Annotated in this window: 17 protein-coding genes; 1 reads left to right on the top strand and 16 read right to left on the bottom strand. The window is 72.6% G+C overall.

The window, feature by feature from the left end; all coding sequences use genetic code 11:
• Positions 1 to 18 precede the first annotated feature (18 nt).
• Positions 19 to 831 carry a trehalose-phosphatase gene (gene otsB, locus MNZ27_RS19025; protein ID WP_242395676.1) on the bottom strand — a complete coding sequence of 271 codons (813 nt, stop codon included), beginning with the start codon at positions 829 to 831 and terminating at the stop codon, positions 19 to 21.
• An 85-nt stretch (positions 832 to 916) separates the two neighbouring features.
• On the opposite strand from otsB, the gene MNZ27_RS19020 reads away from it, so the two are divergent.
• On the top strand, positions 917 to 2785 hold the full coding sequence (locus MNZ27_RS19020) for a DUF4388 domain-containing protein (RefSeq protein WP_242395675.1): 1869 nt from the start codon (positions 917 to 919) through the stop codon (positions 2783 to 2785).
• An 869-nt stretch (positions 2786 to 3654) separates the two neighbouring features.
• Here MNZ27_RS19020 and hemH read toward each other — a convergent pair.
• The 15 genes from hemH to MNZ27_RS18945 form a co-directional block, all read right to left on the bottom strand.
• Positions 3655 to 4608: a ferrochelatase gene (gene hemH, locus MNZ27_RS19015; protein WP_242395674.1), complete on the bottom strand. Its 954-nt coding sequence runs from the start codon at positions 4606 to 4608 to the stop codon at positions 3655 to 3657.
• Positions 4609 to 4675: 67 nt separating this feature from the next.
• Positions 4676 to 6052 (bottom strand): oxygen-independent coproporphyrinogen III oxidase, encoded by a 1377-nt coding sequence (hemN, locus tag MNZ27_RS19010; RefSeq protein WP_242395673.1) that lies wholly within the window; start codon positions 6050 to 6052, stop codon positions 4676 to 4678.
• 10 nt (positions 6053 to 6062) lie between these two features.
• Entirely contained in the window at positions 6063 to 7103 is a 1041-nt protein-coding gene (gene hemE / locus MNZ27_RS19005) for a uroporphyrinogen decarboxylase (protein ID WP_242395672.1), read from the bottom strand.
• Positions 7104 to 7499: 396 nt separating this feature from the next.
• Positions 7500 to 7787 carry a DUF167 domain-containing protein gene (locus MNZ27_RS19000; protein WP_242395671.1) on the bottom strand — a complete coding sequence of 96 codons (288 nt, stop codon included), beginning with the start codon at positions 7785 to 7787 and terminating at the stop codon, positions 7500 to 7502.
• Positions 7787 to 8593: an LpxI family protein gene (locus MNZ27_RS18995; RefSeq protein WP_242395670.1), complete on the bottom strand. Its 807-nt coding sequence runs from the start codon at positions 8591 to 8593 to the stop codon at positions 7787 to 7789. Before MNZ27_RS18995 ends, MNZ27_RS19000 begins: the two co-directional genes overlap by 1 nt.
• 1 nt (position 8594) lies before the next feature.
• Positions 8595 to 9368, bottom strand: coding sequence for an acyl-ACP--UDP-N-acetylglucosamine O-acyltransferase (gene lpxA / locus MNZ27_RS18990; RefSeq protein WP_242395669.1), 774 nt, complete (start codon positions 9366 to 9368; stop codon positions 8595 to 8597).
• 9 nt (positions 9369 to 9377) lie between these two features.
• Positions 9378 to 9854 carry a 3-hydroxyacyl-ACP dehydratase FabZ gene (gene fabZ / locus MNZ27_RS18985; RefSeq protein WP_242395668.1) on the bottom strand — a complete coding sequence of 159 codons (477 nt, stop codon included), beginning with the start codon at positions 9852 to 9854 and terminating at the stop codon, positions 9378 to 9380.
• Positions 9851 to 10909 carry a UDP-3-O-(3-hydroxymyristoyl)glucosamine N-acyltransferase gene (gene lpxD / locus MNZ27_RS18980; RefSeq protein WP_242395667.1) on the bottom strand — a complete coding sequence of 353 codons (1059 nt, stop codon included), beginning with the start codon at positions 10907 to 10909 and terminating at the stop codon, positions 9851 to 9853. The genes fabZ and lpxD overlap by 4 nt, the downstream gene beginning before the upstream one ends.
• Positions 10910 to 10917: 8 nt before the next feature.
• On the bottom strand, positions 10918 to 11481 hold the full coding sequence (locus MNZ27_RS18975) for an OmpH family outer membrane protein (RefSeq protein WP_242395666.1): 564 nt from the start codon (positions 11479 to 11481) through the stop codon (positions 10918 to 10920).
• A 45-nt stretch (positions 11482 to 11526) separates the two neighbouring features.
• Positions 11527 to 13932 carry an outer membrane protein assembly factor BamA gene (bamA, locus tag MNZ27_RS18970; RefSeq protein WP_242395665.1) on the bottom strand — a complete coding sequence of 802 codons (2406 nt, stop codon included), beginning with the start codon at positions 13930 to 13932 and terminating at the stop codon, positions 11527 to 11529.
• 90 nt (positions 13933 to 14022) lie between these two features.
• Positions 14023 to 14700, bottom strand: a complete 678-nt coding sequence (locus tag MNZ27_RS18965) for an ABC transporter ATP-binding protein (RefSeq protein ID WP_242395664.1) — start codon at positions 14698 to 14700, stop codon at positions 14023 to 14025.
• A 2-nt stretch (positions 14701 to 14702) separates the two neighbouring features.
• A complete protein-coding gene (locus MNZ27_RS18960; protein ID WP_242395663.1) occupies positions 14703 to 16658 on the bottom strand; it encodes an ABC transporter permease in 1956 nt (651 codons plus the stop codon).
• Between the two features lie 24 nt (positions 16659 to 16682).
• A complete protein-coding gene (gene lysS / locus MNZ27_RS18955) occupies positions 16683 to 18224 on the bottom strand; it encodes a lysine--tRNA ligase (protein ID WP_242395662.1) in 1542 nt (513 codons plus the stop codon).
• 158 nt (positions 18225 to 18382) lie between these two features.
• Complete coding sequence (locus MNZ27_RS18950; protein WP_242395661.1) at positions 18383 to 19990, bottom strand: glycoside hydrolase family 57 protein; 1608 nt, start codon at positions 19988 to 19990, stop codon at positions 18383 to 18385.
• A partial coding sequence (locus MNZ27_RS18945; protein ID WP_242395660.1) for a DUF4912 domain-containing protein occupies positions 19987 to 20829 on the bottom strand: 843 nt, incomplete at its 5' end. The genes MNZ27_RS18945 and MNZ27_RS18950, both read right to left, overlap by 4 nt.

Below are 20829 nucleotides of genomic sequence, written 5' to 3'. Positions count from 1 at the left end.
GCCGCCGCGGCGCCCGGCTCATCGCCCGCGCCCCGCCGCGGCGCGGGCCCGCCCGCCCTCGCGCGGAGACCGCGCCGCGCGCTCCCGCGCCTCGGCGAGGAGGCGCAGCAGCACGTCCACGTCCTCCTGGGTCCGGAGCCGCCACTCCGCGAGCGTCGGCCCGGCGCCGACGTGCACGCCGAAGACGAGCGGCGGCCCCACCGCGAAGACGTCCTCGTCCGTCACGTCGTCACCGACGTAGAGCGCGGCGTCGAGGCCGAGGTCCGCGACGAGCGCGCGGACCGCGTCGCCCTTGGACGGGAAGTCGCGCGGGAGGACGTTCAGCACCTTCTTGCCCGGGATGAGGCGCGTGCCCTCGAGCTGGTTCGCCGCCTCGTAGACGGCGCGCCCGGCGCGGCGCCAGGCCCGGCTGAGTCCGTAATGGACCGCCAGCGTCGAGCGCTTGTCCTCGAAGTGGACGCCCGGCACCCCCGCGAGGGAGGCCTCGAGCCGCCGCCGCCACGCCCGCACCTGGCGCAGCACCGCCGCCGGCACGGGCACCGGGCGGCCGAGCTCGAACCCGTGGTTCCCGACCACGGTGGGGACCACGCCCCCGACGAAACGGTTCGTGTCCTTCCAGGCGCGCCCCGACACGACCGCGACCGGGTACCGCTGGACCAGGCGGGCGAGGAGCGCGCGCGTGCGCTCCCGCATGGTGGCGCCGGCCGGGTCCTTCACGATCGGCGCGAGCACCCCGTCGTAGTCGAAGGCGAGCAGCACCTTGCGCGGCGGATCCCCGCCGACGAGCTCGGCGAGCGCGTGGCGATGGCGGGGGTGCAGGAGATCCTTCATCGCGCGGGAGGACGGGAGTGTACACCGCCGCCGGGCGCGTCGCTCGCGTCTTGTCGTGTGGCCGATCGCACGTAGAATCCCCGCCGTGCCATGCATCCTGCTCGCCGAGGGGCACGCGCCCACGCGCGAGTTCGTCTCCCGCAACCTGACGGACGCCGGGTTCGAGGTCCTCGCCGCCGGGGACCCCGCGGCGGCGTACGAGGCCTACGCGGCGCGCCGCCCGGAGGCGGCGGTGATCGGCGCGTCGCTCCCGATCGAGGACGCGGCGGCGCTCGCGGCGCGCCTGCGCGAGGCGGACCCGCGCGTGCTCCTCGTGGCGACCGACCTGGAGCACCTCGGGCGGGCCCGCGGCCTCGCCGCGTTCCTCTCCGTCAAGGCGAACGCGTACGTCGCAGATCCGACCGGCCGCGAGCTGGTCGCGAAGCTCGAGGCCCTCCTCGCGCGCGGCGCCGCGGCGCGCGCGCGCCCGAAGGGCGTCGCGACCGTGCTGTCCCGCCCGCCGGCGGCGCGCGGCGAGGTGACGCCCGGGGTCGTCGCGCGGCTCCTCCACCAGCTCTGGCGGGGGCTCTCCGACGGCGCCCTGGTGCTCGAGGAGGGCGGGATCGAGCGGCGCGTCTTCTTCCTCCGCGGCGTGCCGGTCGCGACCGAGTCGGACGATCCCGGCGAGTCGCTCGTCCGGTGGCTCCGCGACGCAGGGCGGCTGGACCCGGCGGCGCACCAGGCCGCCCTCGACGCCATGGCGAGCGGCCTGTCGGCCGGCGCGGCGCTCATCGCCGCCGGCGTGCTCGAGCCCGGCGAGCCGCTCCTCGCCACGCTCCGTGCCCACCTCGAGGCGACGGTGATCCGCGCGGTGGGGCAGAAGGAGGGGCGGTGGCGGTTCCACCCCGGCGCGGAGCTCGCCGCGGACGTGCAGGCCGTGGACCTGCCCCCGCTCAGGCCCATCCTCGAGGGCGCGCGCGCCGGGATCCCCGCGAAGCACTTCTCCGACGCGCTCCGGTCGGTCACCGACGCCTACCCGGTCCGGAGCGGCGACTTCCAGCAGGTGCTCCCGGCGGCGGCGCTCGGGGCGCCCGACCTCCGGCTCGCGCTCGGCCTCGACGGGCGGACGCGGACCCGCGAGTGGCTCGAGGCGCGCCGGAGCGAGCTGAAGGACGCGCTCTCCCTGCTCTGGTTCCTGTCGCTGGTGGGCGCGGTGGTCTTCCACGAGGCGCCGGAGACGGACGACGCGTACGGGAAGGCGCCCCCGCGGCGCCGCAGGCCCTTCCCCCCCGAGCGCGCCGAGTCGCTCCGCCAGGCGGCGCTCCAGATCCTCCCCGGCACCTACTTCCACGCGCTCGGCGTGGACCTCGCCGCCGACGCCGCCGCCGTGGAGCGGGCGTACCAGGCGGTGGCGAGCCGGTTCCACCCGGACGGCTTCGCCGAGTACGACGTCGGCGATCTCGAGGATCTGCTCGCCGCGGTGCAGGACAAGGTGACCGCGGCGTACCGCGTGCTCTCGAGCGACGAGAAGCGGCGCGCGTACGTGTCCTTCCTCCTGCTCCGGTTCGAGCTGACCGGCGTCCGCCGGCCAGGCATCGACCCGGACGCGGAGATCGCGCTCCGGCGCGGCGAGCACGCGCTGCGGGCCCGGCGCAACGCCGAGGCGGTGCAGGCGCTCCGGGAGGCGGTCGAGCGGAACGGGAAGGAGCCGGAGTACGCCGCGATGCTGGGCTTCGCGGAGCTGTTCGACCCGGTGCTGCCGCGCTCGGCGCGGATCGCCGAGGCGCGGCGAAACGCGCGCCGCGCGCTCGCGCTCGCCCCCGAGCACCCGCGCGCGACGGCGGTCCTCGCCCTCGCCGAGGAGGCGAGCGGCGACGTCGCCGAGGCCCGGCGCGTCGTGCTCGCCGGGCTCGAGGCGCACCCGGGGAGCGAGCTGCTGAAGCAGGTGCTGCACCGGCTGAACCGCGTGGGGTGAGCGCGCGGGTCGGGCCCGGGGACCGGGCCACGGGACCCGGTTCACGGTCACGGAGAGGCCGGTGACGGTGACGGGCACGGATCACGGAGCGTCGTGACCGAACCCGTCCCCGTCCCCGTGACCGTCACCGTTCCCCGTGCCCGCATCCCGCCTCCCGTGGCCCCTGGCCCGTGATCCGACGTCGCCGTCGGACCACGGGAACCGGGCCACGCGCCACGGGCCCCGGTTCACGGGTCACGCAGAGGCCGGTGACGGTGACGGGCACGGATCACGGAGCGTCGTGACCGAACCCGTCCCCGTCCCCGTGACCGTCACCGTTCCCCGTGCCCGCATCCCGCCTCCCGTGGCCCCTGGCCCGTGATCCGACGTCGCCGTCGGACCACGGGAACCGGGCCACGCGCCACGGGCCCCGGTTCACGGGTCACGCAGAGGCCGGTGACGGTGACGGGCACGGATCACGGAGCGTCGTGACCGAACCCGTCCCCGTCCCCGTGACCGTCACCGTTCCCCGTGCCCGCATCCCGCCTCCCGTGGCCCCTGGCCCGTGATCCGACGTCGCCGTCGGACCACGGGAACCGGGCCACGCGCCACGCGACCCGGTTCACGGGTCACGCAGAGGCCGGTGACGGTGACGGTGACGGGCACGGATCACGGATCACGGATCGTCGCCGTGACCGAACGCGAACCCGAACCCGTCCCCGTGACCGTGACCGTTCCCCGTGACCGTGACCGTGACCGTTCCCCGTGCCCGCCTCCCGCCTCCCGTGGCCCTGGCCCGTGATCCGACGTCGCCGTCGGACCACGGGAACCGGGCCACGCGCCACGCGACCCGGTTCACGGGTCACGCAGAGGCCGGTGACGGTGACGGATCACGTGAGACCGGGCGCCTCGCCCCGCCGCACCACGTCGGCGAGCGCCGCGATGAAGTCGGGCCGCGCCCCGAGCGCCGGGACGCGCAGGTACCGGTGCGCGCCGCCCTTCGCGGCGGCCTCCTTCGCGAGGATGTCCATGTCGTAGAGCGTCTCGAGGTGCTCGGACACGAACGCGATCGGCACCGTCACGATCACCCGGTCGCGGGCGTTCTCGGCGAGCCACCGCACGGTGTCGGGGCCGAGCCACCGCGTGGGTCCGACCCGACTCTGGTAGGTCACCTGCCAGCGCTCCACGCCGGCGCGGCGGGCCGTCTCCCGCGACGAGTGCTCGATGTACCGCGGGTACGGATCGCCCTTGCGGACCTGGCTCATCGGCAGTCCGTGCGCGCTGAAGACCACGAGCACGCGCTCCCGCTCCTCCGCCGGGACCTGCGCGAGGGTCTCGCGGAGCACCGCCGCGGACGCGTCGAGGTAGCCCTCGTGATCGTGCCAGGTGCAGACCTCGACGAGCGCGCGGTCCGTCGGCCAGAGCCGGCGCAGCTCCAGGAGCGAGGACCGGGTCGTGGCGTTCGCGTACTGCGGGTAGAGCGGGAGCGCCACCGCGCGGGTCGCGCCGGCGGCGAGGGCCTCGCGCACGCCCTCCGCCGTGCTGGGGTGCCCGCACCGCATGGCGAGGTGGCAGGAGTACCCGGGCCCGAGCGCGGCGGCGAGGGCCCGCCCCTGCGCCTCCGTCCCCTCGACGAGCGGGGACCTCCCGCCGATCAGGGCGTACTTCTCCGCCGACGAGGGCGCGCGCGTCCGCGAGACGAGCCGCGCGAAGAGCGGCCGGAAGGGGCCGAACGGCGCCGAGACGACGAGCGGGTCCGAGAACAGGTCGTAGAGGTAGGGCTCGACCTCGTCGAGGCTCCGCGGCCCGCCCAGGTTCATGAGGAAGACGGCGGTGTGGCTCATGCGTGCCCTGCTCCCGTGACGCGTCGGCTCCGGCGGCGTGCGGCGATCGCCCTTTCCCCGGCGGGGATCAGACCGTCCGCGAGAACTGCTTCTTGCCGCTCGCCTTCTTGAGGTACGCGTCGAAGAGCATCGCCACGTTCCGGACCAGGAGCTGGCCGAGCGGCAGGACCTTCAGGACGTCGCCGTCGAACGTGACGAGGCCGTCGTCCTGCAGCTCCTTCACGCCGCCGCGCAGATCCGCCTCGAGCGCCGACCGCGCCTCGGGGCCGAACTTCTCGGCGATCTCCCGGAGGTCGAGCCGGAGCAGGCACATCACCCGGTTGATGGCGAAGCGGCGCATCACGTCGTCCTGCGACATCGACGCGCCGCGCTCGACCGGGATGACGCCCGCGTTGACCTTGTCCTCCCAGTCCTTGAGCTTGTGGGCGTTCTGGGCGTAGGCGCCGCCGATGTCCGAGATCGACGTCATCCCGAACGCGACGGTGTCGTCGGCCGGACGGACCGTGTACCCCTGGAAGTTCCGGTACAGGTAGCCGCCGGTCTGCGCGATCGAGAGCTCGTCGGACTCGAGGGCGAAGTGGTCGAGGCCGATGAGGCGGTAGCCGCCCTTCGTGAACGCCTCGACCGTCGCGAGGAACAGCTCCACGCGCTGCTCGGGCTTCGGCAGCGCCTCCTGGGGGAGGAGCCGCTGGTGCGGCTTGAACGCCGGCACGTACGCGAACCCGAACACCGCCATCCGGTCCGGGTGCATCGCGAGGATCCGGTCGAGGGTCCGCTCCCACGTCTCCGGCGTCTGGTACGGCAGGCCGTAGATGAGGTCGAGGTTCACGCCCTTGAAGCCGTTGTCGCGCGCCGCCTGGACGAGCTCGCCGGTCTCCTTCTCACCCTGGATCCGGCCGACGGTCTCCTGGACGCGCGCGTCGAAGTCCTGCACGCCCATCGAGATCCGGTTGAAGCCGAGGCGGGCGAGGACCTCGATCTGCGACCGCCGCGTGATGGCGGGATCGATCTCGATGGCCTTCTCCGCGTCGTCCGTGAAGCTGAAGTGGCGCGCGATGATGTCGTGGCAGCGGACGAGCTGCTTCTCGTCGAGGAACGTGGGCGTCCCGCCGCCCCAGTGGAGCTGGCTCACCGCCCGGCGGTCCTTCAGCCGCGAGGCGACGAGGGCGACCTCCTTCTCGAGCACGTCGAGGTACTGGTCGGCCCGGCTCCGGTCGTGCGTCGCGATGACGTTGCACCCGCAGAACCGGCACATCTCCCGGCAGAACGGGAGGTGCACGTACACCGACAGCGGTCCGGTGGACCGGTCGGCGCGGGCGAGGTGCTGCTCGTACTGCGCGGGGGTGAACGCGTCCGTCCACTCCGGCGCGGTCGGGTAGCTCGTGTAGCGCGGGCCCGGCCGATCGTACTTGTGGATGAGCTCCGCGGGGGGGATCTGGGTCACGGGCCTCGCCTCACTTCCAGGTGAACGCGTGGACCGCGTCCACGACGGCCTTCACGGTCTCGGGCGGCGTGCCGACCTGGATGCCGTGGCCGAGGTTGAAGATGTAACCCGGGCGCGGACCGGCCGCCCGGAGCATGGCCCGCGCGCGGGCGACGGCGTTGTCCACCGGTCCGAGGAGGAGGGTGGAGTCGTAGTTGCCCTGGATCGCCACGCCGGGCGCGCGCGCGCGGGCGTCCGCGATCGGGATCCGCCAGTCGACCGAGACCACGTCGTAGCCCAGCGTGGCGAGCCGCTCGAGGTGGCTCGTCGTCCCGGTGGAGAAGAAGATCGACGGGACGCCGGCCTTGCGCACCGCCTCGGCGATCCGCGCGAGGTACGGGAACGAGAACTCCTCGAGGTCCTCGCGGGCCAGCTCGCCGAGCCAGCTCTCGAAGATCTGCGCCGCCTCGGCGCCCGCGGCGATCTGCGCCTCGAGCTGGACGATGGCCGCCCGGGTGAGCTTCTCGAAGAGGGCGTGCGCGGCCTTCGGATCGGCCCAGAGCATCGTCTTGAGCCGGGTGAAGCCCTGGCTCCCGCCCTCGACCGCGTAGCTCGCCACCGTGAACGGACCGCCGACGAAGCCGATGAGCGGCACCCGCCCGGCGAGGCCGCGCCGGATCGCCCGGACGCCATCGAGGACGTAGGGCAGATCCTTCTGCGGATCCGGGATCTTCAGCGCGTCCACGTCGGCGCGCGTGCGCACCGGGTTCGCGATCCGGGGGCCGCCGTCGCCCTTGCCCTTCTCGCCCTTCTCGAACGAGAGGTCGAGCCCCATCGCCGGCAGGTGGACGAGGATGTCGGAGAACACGATCGCCGCGTCGAAGCCGAGCTCGTCGATCGGGGCGATCGTCACCTGGGCGATGAGCTCGGGCGAGCGGCAGAGCTCGAGGAAGCTCACCTTCTGGCGAACGGCGCGATAGGACGGCTGGTAACGGCCGGCCTGACGCATCATCCAGACGGGGATGCGGTCGACGGGCTCGCGGCGGCAGGCTGCGATGAACCGATGGGTCATAGGGGGATCGCATCTTAGAACAGGTCGCGTCCCCCAAAAAACTTCCGATTTCGGCGACGTCGCCTGCGGTGCCCCATGCCCCTGCGTCGGAAGGCCGCGGCTCGATCGCTCGCCCGGCCGCCCACGAGACGCACGCGCGGCCGCATGGGCGCCTGCACTCCGCCATCCGTGCCCGTCACCGTCACCGTCTTCTCCGTGACCCGTGCCCCGGGTCGCGTGGCCCGTGGCCCGGCTCCCGTGGTTCGACGCGGTCCTCGGATCACGGGCCAGGGCACACGGGAGGCGGGAGGCGGGCACGGGGGACGGTCACGGGCACGGTGACGGGCACGGGCACGGTGACGGGCACGGGACGGGATGGTTTCGCCGCGGCAGGCCCGGACTCTCCTCGCCTGCCCCTCACCCCCCGAGCGCGGAGACCGCGGCCGCGGCGGTGACCCCCGCCACCCGGACCGTCTTCCTCCGGCCGGTGTCGCCGCGGACGATCGCGACGTCCGCCTTCCGCGCGCGGAGCGCGCCGGCGAGGAACTCCACCAGCGCCGCGTTCGCCTCGCCCTCCACCGGCGGGGCGGCGAGCTGGATCTTGAGCCGCCCGTCGTGCTCGCCCACGACCCGCGTCCGCGACGCGCGCGGCTGGACGAGGATCTCGAGGACCACCCCGCCCGCCTCGTCGCGCGCCCAGGCCATCACTCCACGCCGAGGAGGACGATCTTCGCCCGGTCCGCCCGCTCCACCATCGCGGCCAGGTCCATCATGAGCGTGGCCCCCGCCTCCACGGCGAGCACCCGCGCCTTCGCCTCGCGGAGCGCGTCGAGCGTGTCCGGCCCCACGGCGGGCAGGTCGAAGCGGCGGTCCTGGTTCGGCTTCACGGCCTTCACGACCACGAACCCGCCCGACCGCGCCAGCTCGCCGCCGCGGCGGATGCACGCGTCGGTCCCCTCGAGCGCCTCCACCGCGAGCGCGATCCGGTCCTTCACGACCACGGTCTGGCCGAGGTCGAGCCGCCCGATCCCGCGCGCGAGCTCGAGCCCGTAGCGCGCGTCCTCGAGCTCCTCCGCGGTGGGCGCGTGCCGGCCCATCACGCCGGGCCGCGCGAGCCGGTCCGCGAGGTACGGCGTCGGGTCGGCGATCGGGACGCCCTCCTCCTCGAGGAAGCGGGCGATGGCGCGGAGGAGGTTGTCGTCGGAGCGGATCGCCACCCGGGCCAGCACCTTGAGGCCGGTCGCGTCGAGCATCGCGTCCGCGAAGAAGCGGCGCTTCGTGATCGCGCCGAGCATCACCGACTCCGCCGCGCCGCCGGCCTTGAGCGCCTCGAGGAGGTGCCCGAGCTGGCCCAGCTTCACCCAGGTGATCGCGTCCACCGCGTCGGCGAGCGCCGGATCGGTCTCGTTGCGGTGCGCGATCGCCACGACGCGGTGGCCGGCGCGGTGCGCGCTCTCGGCGAAGAGGAGCGGGAAGCGGCCGCCGCCCGCGATGAGCCCGATGGTCGCCATGCTATCGCGTGATGCCGCGCTGCGATCCCTTCAGGAACGCGATGAAGTGATCGGTCTCGGGGTGCCCGGCGAGCTCCGCCTCGAGCTGCGCGATCGCCTCGGCCAGGCCGAGGTTCGAGCGGAACGCGATCTTGTACGCCTGCTTCACCCGGGCGATCTGCTCCTCGGTCATCCCGGCGCGCTGCATGCCGATGGTGTTCAGGCCCGCGAGCTCGGCCCGGCTCCCCGCGACCGTGCAGTACGGCGCGATGTCCATCCCGACGCCGGTCATGCCGCCGACGAAGGCGAGCCGGCCGATCCGGCAGAACTGGTGGCACGCCGAGAGGCCGCCGAAGTGGACGTGATCCTCGATGAGCACGTGCCCGGCGATCGCCACGGAGTTCGCGATGATCGCGCCGTCGCCGACCTGGCAGTCGTGGCCGATGTGGCTGTTCGCCATGAGCAGGCTGCCGGAGCCGATCCGGGTGACCCCGCCGCCGCCGGCGGTGCCGATGCTCACGGAGACGAACTCGCGGAAGGTGTTCCCGTCGCCGATCTCGAGGGTGGTGGGCTCGCCCCGGTACTTCAGATCCTGGGGGATGCCCCCCACGACGCAGTGCGAGAAGAAGCGGTTGTTCGCGCCCACCGTCGTCCGGCCGATCACGACCGCGTGCGGCGCGAGGGTGTTCCCCGGGCCGAGCTTCACGTGTGGGCCGACGACCGCGTACGGGCCGACGTCGCAGGACGGATCGACCTCGGCGCCCGGCTCGACGACGGCGGTCTGGTGAATCGCCACGGGTACCTCCTACTGCTCGGGCTCGCGGTCCGCGAGCATCGCCATGAACTCCGCCTCGGCGACGGCCTGGCCGTCGACCTTCGCGACGCCCTTCTGCTTCCAGACCTGCCCCTTGTGCTTCACCACCTCGACGTGGAGCTCGAGCCGGTCGCCGGGCAGGACCGGCTTGCGGAAGCGCGCGCCGTCGATGCTCATGAGGTAGGTGACCTTCCGGTCCGTCTCCCCGGGCGGCATCGACATGAGGGCGAGGAGCGCGGCGGCCTGCGCCAGGGCCTCCAGGATGAGGACGCCCGGCATCACCGGGTGGCCGGGGAAGTGGCCCTGGAAGAAGGGCTCGTTCATCGTGACGCCCTTCCACGCCACGAGGTGCGCGTCCTTCTCGAAGGAGACCACCCGGTCCACGAGGAGGAACGGCGGGCGGTGCGGCAGGTATCGCTGGATCCCCTGGATGTCGAGGACCGGCTTGGCGGACGTCTCGGTGCTCATGGTTCTCCTTTCCCCTGCCCGCGGAGCCGGTCCACCTCCTTGCGGAGGGCGCGGAGCTCGCGGTGCATCTCGGTGAGGCGATCGAAGACGGCGGAGTTCCGGGCCCACTGCACGTCCGGGCGGGCGGGCGACCCGGCGACGCGGCGGCCGGGCGGGACGTCCTCGGTGACGCCCGACTGGGCGACGATCTCCGCGCGATCGCCGATGGTGAGGTGGCCCACGATGCCGGCCTGCCCCCACGCGACGACGCCCATCCCGAGCTTGGTCGAGCCGGAGATGCCCACGTGCGAGGCGAGGATCGAGAGCGGCCCGACCTCCACGTTGTGGGCGATCTGGACGAGGTTGTCGATCTTCGCCCCGCGGCCGACGCGGGTGGCGCCGAGCGTGGCCCGGTCCACGCAGCTGTTCGCGCCGATCTCGACGTCGTCCTCGATGACCACGATCCCGACCTGCGGGACCTTGAAGTGCCGGGGGCCCTGCCCCTCGCCCTCGAGGTCGAGCGCGAACCCGAACCCGTCGCCGCCGATGACGCAGCCGGGCTGGAGGATCACCCGGTTCCCGACGACGCAGCGCTCGCGGATCACGACGTTCGGGTACAGGAGGCAGTCGCTGCCGACGCGCGCCCCCTCGCCGATCTGGACGCCGGGGTGGACGATCGTGCGGGCGCCGACCTCCGCGCCCGGGCCGATGCACGCGAGGGGCATCACCTGCGCGCTGGGGTGGACCTTCGCGGTGGGGTGGACGAACGCCTCGGGCGCCACCTCGGGCAGCGCCTCGACGGGCGGGTGGAACAGCGTCGAGATCTTCGCGAACGCGAGGTACGCGTTCGGGGACCGGAGCACCGTCCGCCCGGCCGGCACCTCCGTGCCGCGATCGACCACCACCGCGCCCGCGCGCGAGGCCTCGAAGGCCTTCCGGTACTTCCTGTTCGAGAAGAACGAGATCTGGTTCGGGGTGGCCGTCTCGAGCGGGGCGATCCCCTCGACGACCAGGGACCCGTCCCCCACCACCTCGCCGCCGACGCGCTCGGCGAGCTCCGCGATCGTGAACGTCACGGCGTCACCTACTTCTTCTTGCCGGAGGGGGCCGGCGCGGCGGCCTTCTTCGCGCCGGAGGCGGGGTGGCGCGCGTTGTACTTGCGGACGAGCTCGTTGGTGAGGTCGAGCGACTGCTGCGCGTACACGATGCCGGCGTCGCTCCGCTCGAGGACCATCGTGAACCCGTCGCCCTCGGCGATCTCGCGGACGAGCACGGTCATCTTCTCCACGATCCCGCGCGTGACCTCCTGCTCCCGGGTGGACAGGTCCTTCTGGAGCTGCACGAAGAGCTGCTGCAGGTCCATCGCCTTCTTCTCGAGCTCGGCGCCCTTCTGCCGGCGCGCCTGGTCGTTCATGAGCGCGGACTGCTTGTCGAAGTCGGCCTTCGCCTTCTCGAACTCGGCCCGCCGGCCGTCGAGCTGCCGCTGCTTCTCGTCGAAGTCCTTCTTCAGGACCGCGGTGGCGGCGCGGCCCTCGTCCACCTCGCGGATCGCCCGCTGCAGGTCGACGTAGCCGATCTTCGTGTCGGCCCGGACGGCGGGGGCGGCGAGGGCGAGCGCGAGGACGGCGAGGCGAAGCGTGGTGCGCATGGCGTGCTCCAGACGTGGGTGCTGCGGACTCAGATCCTCATCGGATCAGAAGAAGTTGCCGATCGTGAACTGGAAGTCGAGCGGCGCGTCGATGTAGGCGCCCGTCTGCCTGTCCTTCCGGCGGTCGAGCGGGATGCCCCACTCGAACCGGAGCGGGCCGATCGGGCTGAACCAGCGCAGCCCGAACCCGACCGACTTGAAGAGCGAGAGCGAGACGTTCGGATCGTAGAACTTCCCGGAGGGGAAGGCGTTGCCCGCGTCGGCGAAGACGACGCCGCGCACGCCCACCTTCTCGAAGATCGGGAACTCGAGCTCCAGGTTCAGGATCGCCTGCTTGTCGCCGCCCACCGTGATCGAGCAGAGGCCGCCGCCGGGGTTCTTCGGGTTGCAGCCGACGTCCTCGGTCGGCGCGATCGAGAGGAACCGGTAGCCGCGCAGGGAGTTGATGCCGCCGACGTAGTACTTCTCGGAGATGGGGACCGGGTGGTCCTTGTCCCAGTCCTTGATCCAGCCGAGCGTCAGCTTCGCCCGCGCGATGAGGCCGAGGAACACCGGCCGGTAGTAGCGGGCGTCCACCGCGTACCGGGTGAACAGGTTCACCGCGTCGCCGAAGATCGCGCTCGGCGCGAGGACCGGCGGGGCGAACTCGGCGCTGGCCGACGCGAACCAGCCGTTGGACGGGAAGAGCCGGTTGTCCCGGCGGTCCCACTGGAGCGACAGGCGGACCGAGCTGGTGTTCCCGGACTTGAACTGGTTCGCGAGGAGGACGGACGTGTTCGCCGCCGAGACGTTCACGTGCTCGTTCGTGTACGTCGCGAACAGCCGCATGTCCTCGAGGTTCCGCGCGAACCCCCACCAGGGCGCGAGGCCCGCCAGCTCGTAGCCCCAGGTCACCGACCCGCCGATCGCGCGCCGGGTGAAGTTCGTGTAGTAGCCCTCGGTCGCGTAGAGGTCGAAGGCGAACGTCCACCGGGTGTCGAGGAAGTAGGGCTCGACGAACTGGAGCTGCCCGAGCTGCCGGATGGACGACCACTGCACCTGCAGCGAGAGCGTCTGGCCCCAGCCGAAGAAGTTGTTCTGGCTGATCTGGCCGGTGAGGATGAAGTTCTCGTACGAGGAGAAGCCGGCGCCGATCTGGAACGTGCCGGTGGCGCGCTCCTTCACCTCGACGACCGCGACGATCTTGTCGTCGGCGCTCCCCTTCCGCGTGGTGATCTCGACGGTCTCGAAGAAGCCGAGCGCGGTGACGCGCTGCTTCGACGTCTTGATCCCGGTGGCGCTGTAGAGCTCTCCCTCCGCGATGCGCAGCTCGCGCCGGATCACCTTGTCCCGCGTCTTGTCGTTGCCGACGACCTCGATCCGCTCGAACGTGACCTTCGGGCCGGGCTGGATCTCCAGGTCCAGGTCGAGCGTCCGCGTCTTCGGGTCGGCGTTCGTGACGGGGACGACGTTCGCGTACGCGTACCCCATGTCCTTGTACACGTCGCCGATCGCGAAGAGATCCGCGCCGATCTTCGAGCGCTGGAAGAGCTCGCCCTGCTTCGAGCGGAGGATCTTGCGGAGCCGCGGCTCCTGGTCGAGGAGCTGGCCGGAGAACTTGATCTTCCCGATCGTGTACTGCTCGCCCTCCTCGATCGGGATGGTGATGAAGAGGTAGCGCCGGTCCGCCGAGAGCGCGATGGCGGGCTTCCCGACCTTCACGTTCACGAACCCGCGGTCCATGTAGACGAACTGGACCGCCTGGAGATCGTGCTGGAAGGCGTCCTCCTTGTACGTGCCCTGCGACGTGATGAAGGAGAGGAGGCCGCCCTCCTGCGTCTGCATGTACGCCGTGAGGTCTTCCTTCGGCACGTGCGCGTTGCCGAGGAAGCGGATCTCCTTCACCTGCACCTTCGCCTTCTCGGCGACGGCGTAGACGACGTCCACCTGGTTGTCCGGGAGGTCCTCGATCCGGTACGAGACGTCCGCGAGGAAGTAGCCCTTCTCGACGTACTTGGCCTGGATCTTCTTCACGTCCTTGCGGACCTGGCCGAGATCCAGGACGGCGAAGGGCTTCAGCTCCATCGCGTCCTTGAGGTCGTCCTTCGACAGCGCCTCGTTCCCGACGACCTTCACGCTCCGGACCGTCGGCCGCTCGGTCACGTGGTACACGAGGACCGGCGCGGCCTCGAGGTCCTCCGCGTCCACCGTCACGTCGGAGAAGAACCCGAGCTTCATGATCGCCCGGATGTCGTTGTCGACCTTGGCCGGGTCGAGCGGCTCGCCCACCTTCTGCGAGATGGCGGCGCGGATCGCGTCCGCCTCGACCCGACGGTTCCCCTCGATCCGGATCGCCTTGACGACGGGATCCCCGGCGACCTCGGCCCGCGCCGCGGGTGCCACGGCCAGGGCGAGCGCCGCGAGGACGCCCAGAGCGATGGAGCAGCGGACGCGCGTGTCGGAGCCGATCACGGAGCCGGGGAATCTAGACCGGGGGGCCGAAAACCTCAAACACTCTCGTGTCCCACCTCGCCTCGGCGCCGGGCCGGGGGGCGCAGCCGATCACGCCAGGCGTCCCTGCACGAGCCGGAGCCTGCGCGGAAGCGCCGCCGCCAGCCGCTCGTTGTGCGTGACCACCACCGCCGTGACGCCCATCCGCGCGTTCAGGTCGGCGAGCAGGAGGTGGATCCCCTCCGCCGTCTGCGGGTCGAGGTTGCCGGTGGGCTCGTCCGCGAGGAGGAGCTTCGGCTGGAGGCAGAGGGCGCGCGCGAGCGCCACGCGCTGCTGCTCGCCGCCGGACAGCTCGCCCGGGCGGTGCTCCATCCGCTCGGCGAGGCCCACGAGCTCGAGCATCTCGGCGGCGCGGCGCCGGGCCTCCGCGCGCGGCAGCCGGCGGATCAGCGCGGGCATCATCGCGTTCTCGAGCGCGGTGAACTCGGGCAGGAGGTGGTGGCTCTGGAAGACGAAGCCGATGGTGTCGTTCCGGAACTCGGCGAGCGCCTCCTCGCCGCGGTCGAAGACGTCCTCGCCGTCGAACAGGATCCGACCCCGGGTCGGGACGTCGAGGGTGCCGAGGAGGGCCAGGAACGTGCTCTTCCCGGCGCCGGACGGGCCGGTGAGGGCCACGAGCTCGCCCCGGGCGATCTCGAGGTCGATCCCGCGCAGCACCTCGAGGCGCTTGTCGCCCATGAGGAACGTCTTCCCGAGCCCCTCGATGCGGACGAGCGGTGCCGTGGCCATGGCTACTCGCTCCGGAGGCCGTCCACCGGGTGGAGGCGCGCGGCCTTGGTGGCCGGGTAGAGGGTGGCGAGGTACGACAGGACGAGCGTGGCGAGCGTGACGAGCGCGAACTGGCCCGGGTCGATCACCACCGGCAGGTTCGAGATGTAATAGACCTCCGGATCGAGCGGGATCCCCACCTTCTCCACGAGGAGGCAGGTCCCGAGGCCGAGGACGAGGCCGAAGAAGGTGCCGACCGCGCCGATCGTCACGCCCTCGATGACGAAGATCTTCATCACGCTCGGCACGCCCGCGCCCATCGACTTGAGCACGGCGATCTCGCGCCGCTTCTCGAGCACCTGCATGATCAGCGTCGCGACGATGATGAAGCTCGCGACGAGGACGATGAAGCCGAGGATCACCGCCATCACCACCTTCTCCATCTGCAGCGCGGAGAAGAGGCTCCGGTTCAGCTCGCTCCAGTCCTTCGCGCGGAACGGCCAGCCGCCGAGCGCGTAGACGATCCGCCCGAGCACCGCCTTCGCCTGGCCGTCGTCCCGGACCTTGATCTCGAGGCCGGTCACGGTGTCGCCCACGCCGAAGAACCGCTGCGCCTCCGCGAGGTCGAGGTACGCGAACTTCGCGTCGTACTCGTACATCCCGCTGTAGAAGATGGCCGCCACGCGGAACGGCCGGCTCTTCGGCTGCGGCCCGGCCGGTCCCAGATCGCCGAAGGGCGAGACGACGTTCACCTCGTCGCCCACGAACACGCGGAGCGAGTGGGCCAGCTCGCGGCCGATCACGATGCCGGGCAGGACGTGGCCGGCGCGGGGCCGCTCCGCCGCGCCCTCGTCCGGCGACCGCGAGGCGGTCGGGATCCGCTCCGGGTGGACGAGGGCATCGAGCCGCCCGTCCTGGATGCTGCCCGGGAGGTCGGTGACGGTGCCGATGGTGGCGACGTCCACGCCCTTCAGGATCGCGCCGGTCAGGTTCTGGCCGGTCGAGAGCATCACCTCGTTGTAGAGGAACGGGGTGGCGCCCACGACGCCCTTCACCGCGAGCGTCTTCTCCCGCGCCGCCTTCCAGTCCCCGAACTCGTCCTGGCCGTAGGTGAGCACCATCCCGTGCGCGGTGTGGCCGAGGATCTTGCTCTTGAGATCCGCCTCGAACCCGCTCATCACCGACAGCACCACCGTGAGCGCCCACACCCCGATGGCGACGCCGCCGATCGAGATGAGCGTCATCAGGAGCGTCGCGGGCATCCGCGGCCGGTTCCAGAGCTCGCCGCGGCGGTAGGCCCGGCGCTCCTTCGCGTTCCGGACGAGCGACCAGACCAGGGCGAGGAGGAGGCCGGGGAGGAGCCCGGTGATCACCATCGCGAACAGCCCGGCGAGCGTCCGGGGCGACAGCCGGAGGTGGCTCCGCGCCACGAACAGCTCGTACGAGAGCGAGGCGTCCACCCGCCCCGCCCCGGCGAGGAGGTAGGCGATCGAGGTGCCCGCGAAGACCGCGACGGAGGCGAGCGCGCCCGCGCCGAGGAGCCCGAGCACGGCCACGAGCGTCCCCTGCGCCTCCAGGGCCTGCACCGCCGGGACCCCGGCGCGCAGCCGCGGCGCCGCCATCACCGCCGCGACGAGCGCGCTCCACAGGAGCATCGCGACCGAGATCTCGTAGAAGGCGAGCCGCCGGGCGAGCCAGCCGGCCGCCACGCCGAGCGCCGCCGCGAACGCGGCGCTCGCGAGCGCGGTGAGGCCGGTGGCCAGCGCCGGCGGGAGCGCGAGCCGGTCGGCGAGCAGGGCGTGGGCGATCGGCGCGACGGCGGCCGCGCCGAGCAGGCCGGTGACCGCGAGGAGGAACGCGGGGACCGAGAACACCGGCGGCGCCGGGTGGCCGGCGGCGGGCGCGGCCGGGGGCGCCAGGCCGGGCGTCGCCGCGGCGGCGGGGACCGGGGAGGAGGAGTCGGAGGGAGAGCCGGTCACGGTGTCGCGGCGGCGCGTGGCCGCCTACTCGCGGGTCTTCAGGAGCGGGAACAGGATCACGTCGCGGATGGACGGCGCGTCCGCGAGGAGCATCGTGAGCCGATCGATGCCGATGCCCTCGCCGGCCGTGGGCGGCATGCCGTGCTCGAGGGCGCGGACGAAGTCCTCGTCGTACGGCATCGCCTCCTCGTCACCGGCCGCCTTGGCCTTCATCTGCGCCTCGAAGCGGGCGCGCTGATCGGTGGGATCGTTCAGCTCCGAGAACGCGTTCGCCATCTCCATCCCCGCGACGAACAGCTCGAAGCGGTCCACGAGGCGGGGATCGGCGTCGCGGCGCCGGGAGAGCGGGCTGGTGGCGAGCGGGAAGTCCACCACGAACGTGGGGCGGTCCTTCGGGAGCTGGGGCTCGCCGAAGATCTCGAACGCGAGCGCGATCGCCTCGCCGGGAGACTTCTTGGCCGCCTGCTCGAGCTTCCAGGCGCTCCCGGAGACGTCCTCCCGCGCCGCGGCGCGGCCGAGCGCCTCCGCGAGCCCCCGGCCGGCGAGCGCGTCCTCGGGCGAGAGGCCGAGCACCCGCGCGCCGACCTCGAGCATCGAGACGCGCGGGTACGGCGGCGTGAGGTCGAGCGCCTGCCCGTCGAAGGTGATCTTCGCGGAGCCGGTGACCTCCACCGCGAGCCGGTGGAAGAGCTCCTCGGTGAGCCGCATCAGGTCGTCGTAGGTCGCGTACGCCTGGTAGAACTCGATGGAGGTGAACTCCGGGTTGTGGCGGCGGTCGATCCCCTCGTTCCGCCAGATCCGGCCGATCTCGTAGACGCGGCCGAACCCGCCCACCACCAGCCGCTTGAGGTGCAGCTCGGTCGCGATGCGGAGCTTGAGGTCGAGGCCGAGGGCGTTGTGGTGCGTCTCGAACGGCCGCGCGGCGGCGCCGCCGGCCTCCTCGGGCTTGTGCAGCGTGGGCGTCTCGACCTCGAGGTACCCGCGCTCGTCGAGGAAGCGCCGGATGCCCGAGATGATCCGCGCCCGCTTCACGAACACCTCGCGGACGCCAGGCGTGACCACCAGGTCGAGGTAGCGCTGCCGGTAGCGCTGCTCGACGTCGGCGAGGCCGTGCCACTTCTCCGGCAGCGGACGGAGCGCCTTCGTGAGGATGGTGAAGGTGGTCGCCTCGATCGTGAGCTCGCCCGTCTTGGTCCGGGTGGCGGGGCCCTCCACGCCGACGATGTCGCCGACGTCGAGGAGCTTGAAGACCTCGAACGCGCGCTCGCCGACCCGGTCCCGCTTCACCCACACCTGGAGCTCCGCGGACCGATCGCGCACCCGCAGGAACGCGGCCTTCCCGAAGGACCGGACGGCGAGGACCCGGCCGCCGATCGACCAGGCGCCGGGATCCTTCGCGATCTCGGTCGCGGGCGCGTCGCCGTAGCGGGCGACCACGTCGGCGGCGAGGTGGACCGGCTGCCAGCCGTTCCCGAAGGGGTTCACGCCGAGCGCCCGGAGGGCCTCGGCCTTCTTCTGCCTCTGCGCGATGATCTCGCGCTCGGTCGTTCCTAGGTCTTCTGCCATCGGGGTGCGCGAGCTCGCTGGATCTCGAAGGATCTCCGGGGGAAACGTGGCGGGAGGCTAGTCGTCCCCGGCGGGTCCGTCAACGCGAGAACGCGCGCCGCGGCCCGCCGCTTCCCGGGCGGGCGGCTGGGCGCCGCGGGCGGCGAGCGGGGCGCCCCCTACGGGCTCGCGCGCGGCCGGTACACCGCATAGTCGAGCTCGGGGAAGATGTTGTCCTTCGCCTCGACGTGGCCGAGCCACTCGGCGTCGATCGTGCCGGCGCGGAGCTGGTCGTGCAGCCGCGTGAACCGCAGGACGTGCTCCTTGGTCCGCCGGATCGCGTAGTCCACCATCGTCCCGGTCTTCATGATGAAGGCCCAGTCGGAGGACTGCGCGAGGAGGAGCTCGCGGGCGGCCTGGTTCAGCGCGCGCCGCTCGAGCTCGCCCGGCTGCACGTAGTCGCGGGCGAGCGCGATCATCCGCTCGGCCGCCCGGTCGAGGTGCGGGTAGATCCAGTCGTTCGAGCCGTCGAGCCACACGTCGGCGTAGCCCCCCGCGCCCCACGAGCTGAGGGGCGGCACCGCGATCTGCTGCTCGGGGTTCTCCTTCAGGTAGTCGCCGGGCGTCGCGAGGCGGAACACGCGCTGGTCGTAGGCCGTCTTCCGGACGAGGTAGTCGATGAAGGCCGGCCCCTCGTACCACCAGTGGCCGTAGAGCTCGGCGTCGTACGGCGACACGACGATGGGGCGGACGCCGCCCATGCGCGACGACAGGTGCTCGATCTGCCGCTCGCGGTTGAACAGGAAGTTGCCCGCGTGGGTCGCCGCGCGCTCGCGGGCCCGCGCCGGATCGTAGGGCTCCTTGTGCGCGGTCTTCCCGGTGATGCGGAAGTACTTGATGCCGACGTTCTTCCGCTGCCCCGTCGGCTGGATGTACGGCCTCACGTACTCGTAGTCGAGGTCCCACCCCACGTCCCGGTAGAACTCCCGGTAGTCCGGATCTCCCGGGTAGCCCGACTCCGCGCTCCAGACCTGCATGGAGGACTCGGGGTCCCGGCCGAACGCCGCGGGACCGGTGGGCGTGTAGATCGGCGCGTAGACGCCGTAGCGCGGGCGCGGCGTCGCGTCGGTGACCCCGTGGGTGTCCACGAAGAAGTAGCGGATGTTGGCCTCGGCGAGGAACGCGTCCAGGCCGGGGTAGTAGCCGCACTCCGGGAGCCAGATGCCCACCGGATCGTGGCCGAAGTGCCGGCGGTGGTGGGTCACCGCCACCTGGATCTGCGCGCGGACCGCCTCCGGGTGGCGCTGCATGAGCGGCAGGAAGGCGTGGGTGGCGGCGCAGGTGACGATCTCGAGCCGCCCCGCGTCCTCGAGCCGCCGGAACGCGCCGACGAGATCGCGCCGGTAGCGATCCGTGAACAGCGCCCGCAGCTCGCGGAACTCCTGCTGGTAGTGGAGGGCGAGGCCGTGGAACGCGGCGTCGTGGCGGGTCCGGTGCACCTCCCGGTCGGCGAGCTCGCACAGCCCGTCGAGGCGTCGCGCGAACCGCGACACGAGCAGCTCGTCCCGGAGCATGGCGACGAGCGGCGGCGTCATCGTCATCGAGATCCGGAACGGCACGCCCTCGTCGGTGAGCCGGTCGAAGATCTTGAGGAGCGGGAGGTAGGTCTCGCCGATCGCCTCGTAGAGCCAGTCCTCCTCGAGGAACTGCTCGTACTCGGGGTGACGAACGAAGGGGAGGTGGGCGTGGAGCTGGAGCGAGAGGTAGCCCAGGACATCCTGGCTCATCTCGCCCCCCCGCGCCCGGGCGGCCCGCTCGGCGAGGACGGGGCGGAGATCGGCGACGACGGCCGCTCGCCGGGCGCGCCCGCGCTGCCGCCCCACACCGCCTTGCTCGCGAAGCGCGACCAGTCGGAGAGGCGCGCGAGCATCGCCCGCGCCTCCTCCGAGAACGGACCGCCGACGTGGCCGGGGCCGAGGAGGCGCCCGAGCGGCACCTCCCACGGGATCCGGATGAAGCGATCGTCGATCAGCGACGACGGGCCGACCGGCGGCAGCCCGATCTCGTTCGAGCCGGGGCCGACGAGCCGCTCGCGCCCGAGCCGGTCCACCGCGTGGATCTCCGCGCGGTACGCGCGGCCGGGCTCGAGGTCGTGGAGGTAGTAGCCGCGGGACTCGAGGTCGAACTCGATCACCCGCACCCGCTCCCAGCGCTCGCCGGAGCGCGCGAAGACCCAGAGCTGCGCGCGCGGGCGGTCGAGGCCGCCGAACCCCCGCTCGACCGTCCCGGCGGAGTGATCCCAGTACACGTAGAGCGAGCGTGGATCCCGGGCGAGCGCGACGAGCGCGTCCTCGTCGTAGGTCGTGGGGAGATCCCCGAGCCCCTCGTCGAACGGGGTGGGCGCCTCCCCCTCCTCGTACGACGTGCCCTCCTCCTCCTCGCGCATCGGGTGCGGCGCCCCCCGCACCGCGTCCTCCCCTCGCACGCGCGCGACGAAGTAGCCCTCGGGATCCGTCCCGGACGGCTCGCGAAAGGCCGCGGTGGCCGCCGCGCGCTCCGGCGCGGCCGCCGCCCTCCGCTTGCGCCGCAGCCCGGCGGCGGCGCCCACCGCCGCGCCGACGACCGC

It is taken from the genome of Anaeromyxobacter oryzisoli (genome assembly GCF_022690765.1).
Taxonomy (GTDB): Bacteria; Myxococcota; Myxococcia; order Myxococcales; family Anaeromyxobacteraceae; genus Anaeromyxobacter; species Anaeromyxobacter oryzisoli.
Note: the sequence above shows the minus strand (reverse complement) of the source record. Positions and strands in the feature narration are given on the sequence as shown.